General features: G+C 31.7%; 10 protein-coding genes. 2 read left to right on the forward strand and 8 right to left on the reverse strand.

The features are described from left to right. Positions 1-122: 122 nt before the first annotated feature. From K8M07_RS07035 to K8M07_RS07045, 3 genes are all read right to left on the reverse strand, one after another. The gene (locus K8M07_RS07035; protein WP_223377200.1) at positions 123-953 is read right to left on the reverse strand and encodes an MBL fold metallo-hydrolase; all 831 of its coding nucleotides are present in this window, start codon (positions 951-953) and stop codon (positions 123-125) included. A gap of 139 nt (positions 954-1,092) precedes the next feature. Beyond that, the gene (locus K8M07_RS07040) at positions 1,093-2,454 is read right to left on the reverse strand and encodes a sodium-dependent transporter (RefSeq protein ID WP_223377201.1); all 1,362 of its coding nucleotides are present in this window, start codon (positions 2,452-2,454) and stop codon (positions 1,093-1,095) included. Positions 2,455-2,724: 270 nt separating this feature from the next. Further along, positions 2,725-4,641 (reverse strand): aldehyde ferredoxin oxidoreductase family protein, encoded by a 1,917-nt coding sequence (locus K8M07_RS07045; protein WP_223377202.1) that lies wholly within the window; start codon positions 4,639-4,641, stop codon positions 2,725-2,727. Between the two features lie 402 nt (positions 4,642-5,043). Between K8M07_RS07045 and K8M07_RS07050 the strand changes: the two genes are divergently transcribed. Both K8M07_RS07050 and K8M07_RS07055 read left to right on the forward strand, forming a co-directional pair. Beyond that, positions 5,044-6,420 (forward strand): uracil-xanthine permease family protein, encoded by a 1,377-nt coding sequence (locus tag K8M07_RS07050; RefSeq protein WP_223377203.1) that lies wholly within the window; start codon positions 5,044-5,046, stop codon positions 6,418-6,420. A gap of 170 nt (positions 6,421-6,590) precedes the next feature. Further along, on the forward strand, positions 6,591-6,770 hold the full coding sequence (locus K8M07_RS07055; protein WP_223377204.1) for a hypothetical protein: 180 nt from the start codon (positions 6,591-6,593) through the stop codon (positions 6,768-6,770). 47 nt (positions 6,771-6,817) lie between these two features. Here the strand turns inward: K8M07_RS07055 and brnQ are convergent, their stop codons facing one another. The 5 genes from brnQ to K8M07_RS07080 all read right to left on the reverse strand — a co-directional run bounded on the left by brnQ (position 6,818) and on the right by K8M07_RS07080 (position 13,981). Beyond that, complete coding sequence (gene brnQ, locus K8M07_RS07060; RefSeq protein ID WP_223377205.1) at positions 6,818-8,110, reverse strand: branched-chain amino acid transport system II carrier protein; 1,293 nt, start codon at positions 8,108-8,110, stop codon at positions 6,818-6,820. Between the two features lie 212 nt (positions 8,111-8,322). Next, entirely contained in the window at positions 8,323-9,849 is a 1,527-nt protein-coding gene (gene murJ / locus K8M07_RS07065; RefSeq protein ID WP_223377206.1) for a murein biosynthesis integral membrane protein MurJ, read from the reverse strand. Beyond that, positions 9,846-10,994: an acyltransferase gene (locus K8M07_RS07070; RefSeq protein WP_223377207.1), complete on the reverse strand. Its 1,149-nt coding sequence runs from the start codon at positions 10,992-10,994 to the stop codon at positions 9,846-9,848. The genes murJ and K8M07_RS07070 overlap by 4 nt, the downstream gene beginning before the upstream one ends. A gap of 44 nt (positions 10,995-11,038) precedes the next feature. Beyond that, entirely contained in the window at positions 11,039-11,932 is an 894-nt protein-coding gene (locus K8M07_RS07075; RefSeq protein WP_223377208.1) for a protease complex subunit PrcB family protein, read from the reverse strand. Between the two features lie 315 nt (positions 11,933-12,247). Continuing rightward, positions 12,248-13,981, reverse strand: coding sequence for an amidohydrolase (locus K8M07_RS07080; RefSeq protein WP_223377209.1), 1,734 nt, complete (start codon positions 13,979-13,981; stop codon positions 12,248-12,250). Positions 13,982-15,757: the final 1,776 nt, after the last annotated feature.

The raw sequence follows: 15,757 nt of genomic DNA on the forward strand, positions 1-15,757 counted from the left end.
ATTTTTAGTTCACTATATATACAAAAGAGAGAGATCGCTCTCTCTTTTTATTTTATTTTATTTTCTTTTATTGTTATAAGTTTTATCAATAAGCAAAGTAAAGAAATGCAAAATGTATAATATTATTTATCTAAAAATTTACCTTGTTCAGATTTTGCAATTTCATCAAAATGTTCTATCAGCATATCCAAATGATCAGTTACCTGTTTACCTCTCATAGATTTACCATGGCTTGGGATAGCAATATATGGATTTAACTGTCTTAAATTAATTATGGATTCTTTAGCAGCTTTCCAATCTACAGTTAAATATGCTGGAGGTCCTGATATTTCTTGTTTTTGAGTTATCACAGATATCAATGATTCTTGTTTTGTAGTAGAAAATACATCCCCAGCTATAATTACTCTGTCTATTTCCCTAAATAATGAAATATGTCCTTCAGTATGACCTGGAGTATGAATCCATTTCCAACCTGACATACCTGGTACACTTCCATCAGGAGGAAGAATTTCAACTCTGTCCTCTATATCTATACTAGTATGAGGAAAAGACTTGCTCATCCTGGATACTCCTCCGCCATCCACAGAAGGATCTGCTAATGGATAGTCCTTCTTACCAATTACATAAGGTAATTCTAATTCATGAATATATACTGGAACATCCCATTGCTCAGAAAGTTTAACCACTGACCCTACATGGTCAAAATGTCCATGAGTGAGAATAATACATTGTGGTTTATTGCCTTTCCCAAACCTTTTATCTATAGATTCCAATATGAAATCAGCAGAATTTTCTAGTCCAGTATCTACTAGTACAAAATCTTTATTATCAGACATAGGATCTCCAATTAAACATGCATTAACTATAGTAAATTCTAAAACTAAAATATCTGAAACGGCTTCCTTACTAGTAGCAGTTATTTTGGACATCTTTTCTAATAGTTTATTTCCCAAAATTAAAACCTCCATTTTACAAATGTTTATTTAACTAGTATTTGTAAGATGAAGGCAATTATACTGTTAAGGTCATATAAAAACAAATCTTAAAAAGTAAAGAGCCCTTGATAAACAAGGACTCCTCGTATTGAATATTTTATATTATTCCAATTCCTGAAAGCAATACTAATGCTATAATTATTGGAATGACAAATTTACATAAAAACATCCATACATTAAATATTGCAAATTTGACACTTTCATTATTTGTAACTTCAGTTTTAACTTTATCTTTACCCCAGAACCATCCTACATATAATGTGATGAACAATCCACCTATTGGTAATAAAAGACTATTAGCAAACCAATCTAAGAAATCAAATATATTCTTTCCAATAATTTGGAAACCAGACCATATTCCCATTGATAATGAAGCGGCAATACACATTAAGAATAGTATTATACTAGTGATCATAACAGCTCTCTTTCTTTCCCACTTTCTATTGTCTATTAAATAGGAAACAACAACCTCTAATAAGGATAGAGAAGAAGTTAGAGCTGCTAATGTAAGCAATACAAAGAATAGTATTCCAAATATTCTTCCAACTACTGGACCCATTGTTGCAAATATAGCCGGTACTGTAACAAACACTAATCCGGGTCCCTGGCCTAAATCAAATCCTAAAGCTACAGTAGCAGGTATTATCATCATTCCAGCTAGTAATGCAACTGAAGTATCCATTGCAGGGACTATAATTGCACTTTGAACAAGGTTTTCCTTTTTACTTAAATAGCTAGAATAGGTAATCATACAACCCATACCTAAACTCAATGAGAAAAATGCTTGCCCTAGGGCTGCCAGCATAACCTCACCTGTCATCTTTGAGAAATCAGGCACAAATAGATATCTTAATCCTTCCATTGCTCCAGGTAAAGTCACTGAACGAATTACTAATATAACTAATAATGCGAAAAGGGTAGGCATCATTATCTTAGACGCTTTTTCTATTCCAGCACTAATTCCTTTAGCCACTATCACAATGTTCATTATTAAGTAAATTGCAGTCCAAAAAATCGGAGACATAATTCCACCAGATAATGCACCAAATATTTCTCCCATAACCGCTGGTTCTGTTGAAAACTCTCCTAATACAATTTTAAAAATATAAGCTACTGACCATCCACCTACAACGGGATAATATCCCATAATTATAAATGCAGCTAATACCCCCATTACTCCCACAAAAGTAAATCTTTTGTCCAATTTTTTGAAAGCATCTACTGAGGATAACTGAGTATGTCTACCTATTACAAACTCAGCTAACATCAATCCAAATCCAATTACAATTACACAAATTAAATAAAATAGTACAAATGCGCCTCCACCATTTAATCCTGCTAAATAAGGAAATCTCCATATGTTTCCTAGCCCAACTGCAGATCCAGCTGCAGCAAAAATAAAACCTATCCTTGATACAAATTGATCTCTTGATTTTTCCGTAGTTGGTTGTTTTTCCATGAATAAACCCCCTTATAAAATTAGTTAATATCGACAACTTATAATCCTAATATTCGTCTATTCACCCCCTCTACTACAATTTTATTATGATTCAAGTCATAATATTCTGAATGTTTTTAATAGTATAAGCCCTATAAATGCTCACTTATAAAATATCATAAATTCGCCCTATTTGTCAATATATTTGTAACATTCAGAATATTGTTTAATAATTAACATTCTTTTTTGTTCTTTCTAAATTAGAAAACCAGTTCTTAGTGAACTGGTTTTCTAATTTAGAACTCTTTTCATCTGTAAATCGTTTATCAACCATCCCAATGATAGTCTCTTTAGTTTTCCTTCTGTTGGATTACCTGTCTTCTTGTCCCAACCTGCTATTTCATAATATGTCTCTTTAGCTTTTTCATATTTTTCTCTATCCAAGGCTACCCCTTTAGATGGCCCATCTTGAAATGGTTCAAATACTCTTTGAGGTAACGTATCATCTTCCTTAGTAAAACCCTCTCTAGCATTAAAATACCTCATCATATTTATCTTTCTTTCACCTATCTCCATTAATTCATATACTGAGGTATCCCATCCTATACCATATTTAGCAAATTTGACTAAGTCCTTTGGATTGTATAGTTCTGTAGACGCTCCCCATACGAATTGGCATAGGGATAATATATCAACTGTTGATTCAAAACATTGAGTATTAAATGCGAATCTTGTTTTTTCATCATCCATTTCAAAATTATCATCATATCCCTTTCGAATTCCTAATAATGCTAAGTTGTTTCTAGCCTCACTTTCCGGTGGCAAAGTAAGCACTGGATCATGTGTTGAAGATTGATGATCTGCCCCAAAGGTATTTACTGAATAAATAAGTCCTAATGATGGTTTATACTGTGGCATATGAGCTGGAAATTCTTGCTTTTTAGAAGTCATACTATATTTTTCTGCACCATTGCCTAACCTTTGAGCTACTCTATAGCTTCCCTCCGCTAATAAATCTCCTATTCCTTCTCTTTTTGCAATCAACTCTATCATGGTTAAAGCTGATTCATCATTTCCAAAGTTAAGTTCTATTCCACCAGTACTCTCTTTAGTCAATACACCTTCCTCATAACATTCCATAGCAAATGCTATAGTCCCTCCACAGGATATGGTGTCTAACCCATACATATTGCATAGCTGATTAGCTATGGAAACTGTTTCTAAACTTGTGATTCCACAATACGAACCTAAGGATGCAGCAGTTTCATATTCTGGCCCTCCATATATTGGATCAACCTTTCCTTCTATCTCCACTACCCTTTTACATCTTATTGGACAAGCATAACAAGTGTCTCTTTTCTTCAATATAGTTTCTGTCATAGTAGTACCAGTTATATTTTCTGCTCCTTCAGGGAAATACCCGGACTTCCAATTCCTCGTTGCTAAAAATCCATTTTTATGATGGCTGATTAATCCTCCGTCTGTTCCATGTTCTCCAAGTGATCGCAATCCTTTACTGTTATTAAATCTTTGTATTCCTTCCTTAACTAATTTGTTAAAGTTATCAGGATCTGCAGGTTTAAGTCCTAATCTTTTCTTTATAGCTATGGCTTTTAAATTTTTAGAACCCATTACAGCTCCAGTACCATTTCGCCCATTTGCTCTATTATTCATATTTATTATGTTAGCATATTTCACTAAATTCTCTCCTGCAGGACCTATTTGTGCTATATCTACGTTATCTTCATCTAGATCCTCTCTTATTAATTTTTCAGCTTCTCCTGTTACTTTTCCCCATATATTTAAAGCATCTCTTAACTCTATTTTTCCTTCGTCTATGTATAGATATACTGGATGATCTGCCTTTCCTTTAAATACTATAGAATTCCAACCATTTGCTTTTAAATAAGCTGCAAAAAATCCACCAGCCTGACTATCTCCTATTCCTCCGGTTAAAGGACTTTTAGTATTTACAGTAATTCTGTTTGCGCCTGCAATAGGTAATCCTGTCAATGGAGATACTGAAAATACTAATATATTTTCCGGAGATAAAGGTTCCACTTTTGGTTTTAACTCTTTTAACAATATATAAGTACCTAATGCAGAACCCCCTGGATATAGTCTATGAGTATCTCCATCCAATACCTTTTTCTGAATAGTACCATTAGTTAAATTAACTTCTAATATGTTGGCACTTGGAAAATTCATATTACCAGCTCCTTCTATAGCATATATTTTAACTATATTTTAAGTGTTTTGCAAATTATTCTTATAACGTCAAAAAAAGAATGTTCCGTCGTTTAAACTGCACATACTAATTTTACCCATATAATGATATACAAAACAGCAATAAAATTTTACAGTATATTCTAAGTGTAAATTGTTTCTTTATATAATAATATAAAAATGAATTTTATTCATCATTTATAAAATCAAAACAAATCATTTTAATATTCAAACGAAACTGGATTATTTTTTTGTATACTTTCTACATTTAACCAAGTCAATATTTATTATATCCTTATAGAAATACTATGATAACGCTTTCAGTATCATCTGCATTGTTTTTATATCAAAGCATAGTATTAATTCTTTTTTAGGAGGATATATATGGAATATCACGAAAAATCTAATGCGCAAGCTAGTAATAATTCTGGAATTATCTACAAGATCGATGATCGTCCACCACTCTTAACCTCAATAGTATTAGGAATTCAGCATATTTTGGCTGCTTTTGGCGGAATTGTCGCAGTGCCTTTAGTAGTTGGTGGAGCTTTAGACCTTCCAACTTCTGATGTTGCATTTCTAGTGAGTGCTGCTATATTTGTTGCTGGAATAGCAACCTTTATACAAGCAAAGGGAATTGGTCCTATTGGGGCTAAAGTCCCTTGTGTTATGGGCACAGACTTTACATTCGTTGCTCCTTCCATAGCAGTAGGATCTACTATGGGTCTTCCCGGCCTCTTTGGAGGAACCATATTGGGTTCTTTTATAGAAATGGTTATAAGTAGATTCATTAAACCCCTTATGAGATTTTTTCCACCAGTTGTCACAGGGACTGTAGTTACATTAATAGGATTAACTTTATTACCAGTATCCATCGATTGGGCTGCAGGTGGAACTGGAGCGTCTGACTATGGTAGACTACAGAATATAGTTGTTGCAGTCATAGTATTGATCATAATAATTCTACTAAATCGATATGCTAAAGGAATGTTCAGTACTGCTTCAGTTTTAATAGGTATCGTTATAGGCTACATAATTGCATATCCGCTGGGAATGATTGATTTTACGGAAGTTGCAAATGCTAATTGGATTGAACTACCTACTATCTTTAAATATGGTGTAACATTTAACCTAAAAGCAGTAATTCCCTTTATAGCTGCTTATTTGGTTACCTCTATCGAAACAGTAGGATGTCTTATAGCTATAGGTGAAGCTTCCGATAGAAGAATAGACAGCAAAGGGATAGGTGCTGGTCTATTGGCAGATGGTGTAGGAAGCTTTATAGCTGGATTTTTTGGAGCTGGTGCTAATACATCATTCAGTCAAAATGTTGGACTTATCCCTATGACTAAAGTGGCAAGCAGATTTGTCGTTATAATTGCAGGTATAATTCTGATGATATTAGGTATATTCCCTAAGTTAGGAGCATTAGTTGCTATTATGCCAGAGCCAGTTTTAGGTGGTGCAGGTATAGTGATGTTCGGAATGGTTGCTGCATCAGGAATAAAAACACTTAGCCGTGTAAAGATGACAAATAGAAATCTATTAATAATTGCAGTATCAATAGGATTAGGTTTAGGTGTCACAGTAAGACCTGAAATCATATCAAACCTACCAGAAAGTTTAAAGATGTTGTTCTCATCAGGTATTAGTACTGGTACCATAGCCGCTCTAATATTAAATCTAGTATTAAAGGAAGAGAAAGGCTCTACAATAGAAAATATAAGTATAAAAAACAAAATGAATATGATTGAAAATTAAAATTGTGGATATCTGCTAATTATTTCTTTTCTTTAAGACAATTATCAACAATATTATAACTACATGTGCAAACATTATAATTCACAAATTTTAACTTTATACCAATAAGAAAAAGTATATTATTCACTCTTTTAGGAAATAATAAATGTAAAATGGTGAAAGGAGATTCTATGGCTCAAAAATATGTCGTTATAACTGACGAAAAGCTTTCCGAACCTATGTCTAAAGAAGATGCTATAAAAACAGTTAAAAGCTATGATAATAAGGCAATAAATGCATACATGGTTTCGGAAGAAGAGGCAAAAAGAATAAAAACTCCTGAAAACTTTAACAAGCCTAAATGGGGATAATTATTAAACACTCGGATAAAGCTTTATCCGAGTGTTTAATATAATAACTAGACACTTATATTCTCAACATCTTTAGGTTTGATAAAATAACCTATAATTCCTCCAATAATAGCCGGTAATACCCAAGCAAATCCAGATGATGCTAAAGGCAACATTTCTACAAACCTCAATAGATAAACTTTTATTCCTAATATTTTTAAAGATTCAATTGCACTTACTATCAAGGTAGAATAAATAGCATATTTGTAGACATTATCATTTTTAATATAATCTCCTAAAAATACTGTTAATAATATCAATACAATTACTATAGGATACATAAATAACAATATAGGTTCTGCAAATGATATAATTGATTCAACACCACTGTTAGACATAAAAGTACTAAATAAAATTGTTATTATTACTACCACCTCATATTTAAGTTTTCCTTTGCTTATCTGATTAAAATATTGCCCTACAGTAGCAGTAAGCCCTACAGATGTTGTTAAACAAGCTAATGCTACAGCTAGTCCCAATCCTAATTCTCCAAAAGCTTTTAATAAGTTATTGGCTATGTTCATTATTAAATCTGTTCTCGTTATGGTTTTAGGAAATATTTCTCCACCTGTAGCACCTAAATAGCCTAATCCACCATAAACGAATGCAAGACCTGATATGGCAATTATTCCCGCCCTTTTAGTCATAGAAATTTGTTCTTTTTCATCCTGATAACCTTGTTGGATTAATGTAGAAGATATAATACCTCCAAATAATATAGCTGCTAAAGCATCCATGGTTTGATATCCTTGCTCAAATCCGTCAGAAAATGGTTTGGCTAAATTTTCATCAATTGGTGTTCCCATAGGATTAATTATTCCTCTTAAGATCAACAATGCTAAAATCATAAGTAAAGCTGGAGTTAATACTTTTCCTATCTTGTCTATTACATTAGTCGGTTTTATTGCAAAGAGCAAAGTAATTCCAAAATAAATAATTACAGATATTATAGGATTAGCATTAGGAAAAATTGGTAAAACCCCCATCTCAAAAGCAGTAGCCCCTGTTCTAGGTATAGCTAACAGTGGTCCAATAACAAGAACTATCGTAATGCCTAAAAACTTTGAAAAAATTGGTGATATTTTGTTACCCAATCTATCCACATTACCACCTGCTTTAGCAGAAGCCATTATCCCTAAAAATGGCAATCCAATCCCTGTTAAAAAAAATCCTACCATGGACCAATTCCATTGATCTCCTGCTATTAGCCCTAAAAATGGTGGGAATATTAAATTCCCTGCACCAAAAAACATTGAAAACAATGCAGCTCCAAGTATTAATGCATCTCTCCTTTTTTTCACTGTCAAAACCCTCCTTAAATGTAGTCAGCAAAATATCGTTAATATTTTACCATTGTTTAGACAATTTAGCAAACATCAAAAATTAATAATTATTAAACATTTCACACTCTATAATTGCAAAAAACAAGACATGCTCCTTATATGACCCCCTTTCATAAATAGATATTATTTTCTATCTATTTATTATAAGTGAAGCATGTCTAAATCATGTCTTACTTCTTCAATAATTTTAAATTTTCAACTTTAAAAACAATACATAATATGAAATATATTAATGCACCTGTACCTATAGACAACAGCAATATTAATAACTCAATTATTTTATTAGTTGCAAATTTAGCTGACAATCCATAGAACATGAAGTAAACAACCACTCCCATTATTAAAGATGCAGCTAAAGTTTTAATAAATGTTTTTATATAAGCTGTAAGTCCAATAGGCCCTATCTTCTTCCTCAAATTTAAAAATAAAAATGCAGAAGTAAGTGTAACTGATATACTTGTTGCCAAGGCTAATCCCGAATGATCCATAAATCTTACAAATATTAAGTTTAGTATAATATTCAACCCTACTGCTAAAGCACCATTCATCATGGGTGTTTTTGTGTCTTGAAATGAATAAAACACCTTATTTAACATAAGTCTCAATGATATTCCTACTAATCCCAAAGAATAAAAGAATAAAGCACTTGATGTCATATTGGTCGCAATAGAAGTAAACTCTCCCCTTTCAAAAAACAACCTCACTATTGGTTCTGCCAATATCAATATTCCTATTGTTGCAGGTACCGTTATTATCAATATAATATTTATTCCCTGCCCCATTATTCTTCTAATCTGTTTGTTATCCTGTTGAGAAAAAGCCTTTGATAACATTGGAAATATTACTGTAGTAACAGCCATTATGAATACCGATACTATAACATCATTTATTCTGGCAGCATAATTGAGTGCAGATATGCTACCATCCACTAAACTAGATGCCAATGTCTTATCTATTATCGTATTTATCTTCTGAACTGCAGAACCTAATATAACTGGTACGATTAATTTGAAGGTTTTGCTTATATATATATCCTTAAGATTTACATCCAGCCTATACCTAAATCCTTGATGCCTTATAGCTGGAATTTGAATTAAAAATTGAGTAGACGTTGCAAATACACTAGCAAGCATTAGATCAGATATATTAATCTTATCTGCCATAAACAATAAAAAGAATATAAATACAAAATTATATGGAATTCCCATTATGGCTGGTGGCCCAAATATCTGGCTACTATGTAGATATCCAGAAAAGATATAAGTAAAGCCTAAAAATATTATAATTGGTAAACCTATTCTATTTAATTTAACCGCTAAATCAAATTGCTCTCCTTCAAAACCTTTAGCGAGTATTTTTATTATCACTGGAGATAATAAAAATCCTAATAATGCCAATATTATAGCAGTAAAAAATACTACATTGAAAATATTATTCAAAAATTTTAGCTTCCCTTTTCTGCCTTTCCTTTCTTCAATTTCTGTGAAAATAGGAATCAAAGTTGTGTTTAAAGATGTTCCTATAGTTGTCATTATAATAGTAGTAGCCGTCATAGCAACAAAATAAGTATCAGTTTCATATCCCGAACCATATTGAGAAGCGATAAGCACCTCTCTTATGAATCCTAAAAATTTACTTATCAAAGTAAATATTGCTATTGTTGCTGCAGACTGAGCTACCTTACGGGCTTTTGTCATACATTTTCTCCTTTTCTTAACGTTTTCAATTTATACCTTGGTACTTTACCTATAAATAGCCATCTAATATTAGTACTTCCCACTGCTAATACAAATGCAAAGCTTATCAAAATTCCCATCCCGCATATGAAAACCAACGAAGAAAGTCTACTATGTCCTATATGGTTAGGTAAATAATTCATTAAAATTCGCTTCAGTTCCTCTAAAATTAATGGGTGCACAAAGTATATTCCAAAGGAATAGGTTCCAAAATTTTTCAATAAATTGAACTTATTCACTATTTTTCTTGTTAACCATATTAAAATTGGCATAGTAAATATAGCATATATCATGGTATGAGGTCTTATAGAACCAAATCTACCATAATAATCCCTTCCACCATTAATCCATACATTATAGTAAACTTGTCCAACATAAAGAAAAGTTACAATCGCATATGCTATAGACAATTTCTTTATATGTTTTTCAACAAAATTTACTACCTCTTCATAGTGCATACCTAATAATCCACCCGTCATAAAGTAAAAGAACCATCCAAATACAGTTTTCCAATAATATAGATTAAATATTTTTATAACCCCTGTGGCATTTGGATTTTTAAAATAATATCCATATATAAGTATAGCTCCCTGAACTATCAAACAAAAACTAAATATCCTAAAGGGATGTTTCTTCATATATCTTGTCAGATACCTTATCAATAACGGTAAAATCACATAAAACTGAAATATTAAAAATATAAAATACAGATGAGAAAATGATTCTCCTAATAAGAGTTCCCTTCCAAATACTAATAATTTTCCAAGAGTTAAAGGTGCTTTATATAAATATGATCTATATAAAAAATAGATTGCTGACCATATTATATAAGGTAGTAAAATAAACTTAATCTTCTTCTTGTAAAACTTCTTAGTATCAAATTCATCCATTGATCTATAATTATAAAACAGCACTAATCCTGAAACCATCATGAATATAGGACTTCCAAATCTAAAAAATTGATTTGTAAGTATTCCCAAATACATTGCTTTTGAACCAAATTCAGAATTAACCGCAAATCCTGCAGAAGCGTGAATCAGTAATATTCCCATAGCTGCTATAGCTCTTATATAGTATAATTCTTTTATTTCCTTACGTCTAGCCATATCAATTTCCTTTCTATTTTTTTATGTTTATATATTATACCATACTATTTTAATTTAAAAAAATTACCCCATACAAAATTGTATGGGGGATTTCCTAAGTACTGTTTATCAATCTCCATGGTGATTGTTTTATACGTTATTACTTGTGGAAGAATGCTCTCTTCATCTGGAGGGGTAATATCTAAATATATCTTATACTCTCCATTATCTTTTGTTATCTTTTCTACTTCTACCGAATAACCTGGAGTTGGAAACATTTTAGTTGCAGTTACTAACCCCTTGTCTTCCTGTATCCTTGTATTGATGCCTTCTTTTCCAAAATAAGACTGAATAATTCCTGATAGAGTAAAGGGAATCTCCTCAGGCTCTCTTGACTCTCCTGGTTCATCTATATGTTCATCATTAGCTATATTATCTAATAAATTATTTATCCTTTGTAATACAATAATAGCTTCAGCTTGGGTTATTTTAGCATAAGGATTAAATTTAGCATTAGATTGTCCATCAATTATACCTATACTGTATAAATTAGATAAGGCTTGTCTTTGACTCTCCGTTATACCATCTATATCTATAAATGGCATATCCTTAGTATCAAATTCCACTACCTCCAATTCTGCTAATTTTTCTCCTATAATTCTAACCATTTCAATCCTATCTAGAGCCGTCTTCCATCCTACCTCAACAGGTGTATATCCTTTCTCCTTTAATAATGATGAAAAGGATAATAAAAATTCATCTTCATTTATTGGTTCCTCTGGGCTGAGACGTTTAAAGTTTTCCTTCGCCAAATATGGGAAATAATATAATAGAAAATCTCTATTTATCTGCCCTCCAGACCAATGATTGCCAATCTTTTCATTCATATCTGCAAATACAGCTGATGTAATGGATATTGAAAAAATAAGTATTAACAGAAATACGACTGCCCTTTTCATACCATATCCCCCTTTTATATAGTACATATAATATGTTTATACATATTTATTTTGTTTGTATAAATCAAGATGCCCTAAAGCTAGAATAAAATTATAGAATGATTAGCGAAGGACAATTCTTTCAGCTCTACAAAATCAATTGGTTATTGCAGATTACATCAGATACGATAAATTTAGCATTCCTTATCTATATTATTATTATAACTTTAAAACATTATTAATTAGTTACAGTTAAGTTACAATTTTCAATATAAGTGAAATTTACATTAAAATAGAGGCTGATTTATTAGCCTCTATTTTTTATAAATTAACATATTATTCGGTTATTATAGGAGGTCCATCATACCATTTCGGAGTTTTATAATACTTAGACATTTCAGGTCTATATTTAGCCATTTGTTCTGCTAAGAATCCTAATGGTGGAACAACGGGTTTGCCTTCTGGTATAAAGAACTTACTACTGTCAGGATCATATTTATATTCGCCTGATCTGTCAAATAAATAAGGTAAATATGACTCAAATTGAGCATTACCATTTTCATCTAATATCAATTTTTCACCATCATTTTTATAATTGTAGAAGTATTCTTCTTGCATCTCTTTAAATTCATCTTTAATCCCCGCAAGCTTATCTTCATCAGTCATCAATTCTATAGCACTTGCTGCCATTACCTTAGCTCCTGCAATCAATCCCTTATGTGCAATAGTTGTACCAGTAGTAGCACTAGTAGACCAATGATGTCCTATAGCACCTGGAACACTAGATGGGAAATTAAGAGTTGAAAGGGGAACTACTAGAGAAACTTCTCCTATATCAGATGAACCTCCACCAACAAATACTGGGGATGGTCCTCTTGGTTTATCCTCAAGTCTGGAATTATCATAAAGGCTCACTTCAGATGCACCTATAGATTTTTGTAATTCTTTTGCAAATTTTTGCTCGTCTCCAGTCCATTCAGGCATACCTACTTTTAGAATATTGTTCTGAAGTATGTTTGCTACACCTTCATTTCTGTAGCATTGATGGATTGCTGTATATGGAGTAATCTCCATTTTAGTATCAGTGGCAAGAGCTGCAGCCTTTGCACAATTTAATACCTTTTCAAAGTCAGATTTTATTAACTCATCTGAATTCCTTACATAATACCAAGTTGTAGCTCTATCAGGAACTACGTTTGGGGCCTCACCACCTTCTAAAATTACATAATGCATTCTAGATGTATAGTGAAGATGCTCCCTTAAAAATTCAGTATTCATATTCATTATTTCAACTGCATCAAGCGCAGATTTTCCAAGCCATGGAGAGCCAGCAGAATGGGCAGTTTGACCATAGAACGTAACAGAAAATGACCACTCTGTATTACTGCTTACACCGTAGGACGCACCAAAGCTACCTCCTCCATGATTGTCAATTACAACATCAACATCATCAAACAAACCCGAATAGACCATGAATGGACGACTAATAACTGTTTCTTCAGCAGGACTTGCAAACATCTTAATTGTTCCAGTAAATCCACCTTCATCCATAGCATTTTTAACTGCTACAACTGTACCAGCCGCGGCCGTACACATGGTGTTATGAGTACATCCATGGCCTGGTGCAGAAGCACCATTTACCTCAGTAACTGGGCTATGTTCAGTACTTCCTGCTTCTTGGGAAAGTGCTGGTAATGCATCTAATTCTCCTAATACACCAATAGTTGGTCCATCTCCATTAGAGTAAGTAGCTACAAAAGCAGTAGGCATTTTTGCTACTCCTTTCTCAACTTCAAAACCTTCTTTTTCTAGATAATTGATTAAAAGATTTGAAGTATTATATTCTTCTAAGCCTAATTCTGCATATGACCAAATTGCATCGCAAATCTCGGCTAACTTTTTCTGTGTAGTAGAGTTATCTAGGAAGTCGATAGCAATCTGTTGATTTTTATCAAATACATTTTTTGAAACATTAGCAGCGACTACACTTAATGGTGAAATCATGGTGTAAGTTAACAATGCTAATAAAAAAATAGTTATATACATTTGAAGCTTTTTCTTTTTTAACATTTCCATTACCCCCTGTTTTTTGCTAATTAATTGAGGAAATTACATAATTAAGTTTTTAAAACTAAATAAAAAAGTATATAAAATAGTAGCTCATTGAAAATGAATTTTTAAAATTGACATTTAGTTTGATAAACAACAGAATCCTCCTATATTGATTCACTTATACTTGGCCTATTAAGCAAGACTCACTTGTGTTTCCAACTATTAAGGCTATACAATTTAATAGTGCTTGTACTTCGACCTTTATACCTTTAGATCCTACATTATCTAGGCTTATATAGCTTTTTAGTCTGCTATTATATCTTTTAATTGAGGTTCTTTTATCATATTCTCTTTTCCAAGAATTAGAGCATTTTAAAAAAATACTCATAATACACTGGGTTCACTTTATAGTCTACTTTAAAAATATATATTAGTAGTTAAAAGTTGAATGTCAGTTCATACCATGGATACAGTTGTATTTACCGACTGCATATGAACATCTGACTTTAAGTAGTTTCCATCTCTAATCCAGTAAACTAGCTTATATACTTTTGAGCAAACAGAATCAAAGTCTTCATTTAATCCTTTCTGAGCAGAAAGGCTTCCTCTTGAATTGTAAGCTATTGTCGGAATACTATTTATTTACTTACTATATTTTTATAGATATAATCAAGATCATAGCCAGAATTCATAGCATAGTAAAAAAATTTAAAAGTTACCTTGTAGTTACTAAAAAACAACCGCTTTATCCGAGTTAGAGCCATTGTACCCTCGTATATTATTGCCATTAGTATCTCTCTTCATTCCTCAGTTGGGATTAGTACCATCATAAATAATATTTAGTTTTTTAGCCTTAATAACTAGATCATAAAATAGTTGTTCAAGTTTTTCTGAGTTCGAGACAACTTTCCTAGAAATCTAGGAAAGGTAGGTTCAAAAGTGCTTTACCAAGAATATCAAAACCACAATAATATCTTAGAAATGGATTTTTTTAAGTTTAAGAACCAAATGCTTTCTACTTTGAATCTTTTCTATCTGCATGATTATTAAAAAGTAAATTAAAACCTCAGGTTCATAGCCCCTTAGACTTCTGGAATTGCTTGATTTTCTAAAGGCATTAGCAAGCTTAGAAATATTACTTTGAGATAGAACCAATTCTAGTCTAATTTGTTGCTAAAATTTAATAATTTCCCCAAAAGAAAAACTAGTAAAATCAATGATTTGAAAATATGAAATTTACTCAATTAAAAGATTATAAAAATATTTTTTATCCCCTCATGATAATATTTATTATATTCTGATCATTCCGTTATATGACAGTATATTCTTTTAATTATAGTTATAAACATTTAAAGACATAATATATAGGCCTATGAACAATTGTTACTAAAGGGCTATTCAAACATCAATAACAAAAAAATCTTCTATCAAAACATTCTTCAGTAAGTAAATTACAGCTTTGCTGGGCACGCTCCTATAAATTATAAAATAAGGGGCTGTTTCATAACTTATTTATAAGTTATGAAACGCCTCTTTTTCTATATTCTAGTTGTCAACTATATTTCATAAATTTCTATAAAATGAAATATAGTTTTATCAATCTGATTTTAGGTATGCCAAATAAAACCTAGAGATTTTCTAAGTTTATTTTACTTATTGTGTTTTTTATAATTAAATTGCCTCTTTATACTTAACAAATCCCAATTTATTTGATTTCATTTTATTACTTAATTTCCTTATATTTATTGCTAAACTTAATAATTTCATTTCTGCAATAATCTTATTCTTACTTCT

It is taken from the genome of Schnuerera sp. xch1, assembly GCF_019931165.1.
Lineage (GTDB): Bacteria > Bacillota > Clostridia > Tissierellales > Tepidimicrobiaceae > JAIOUP01.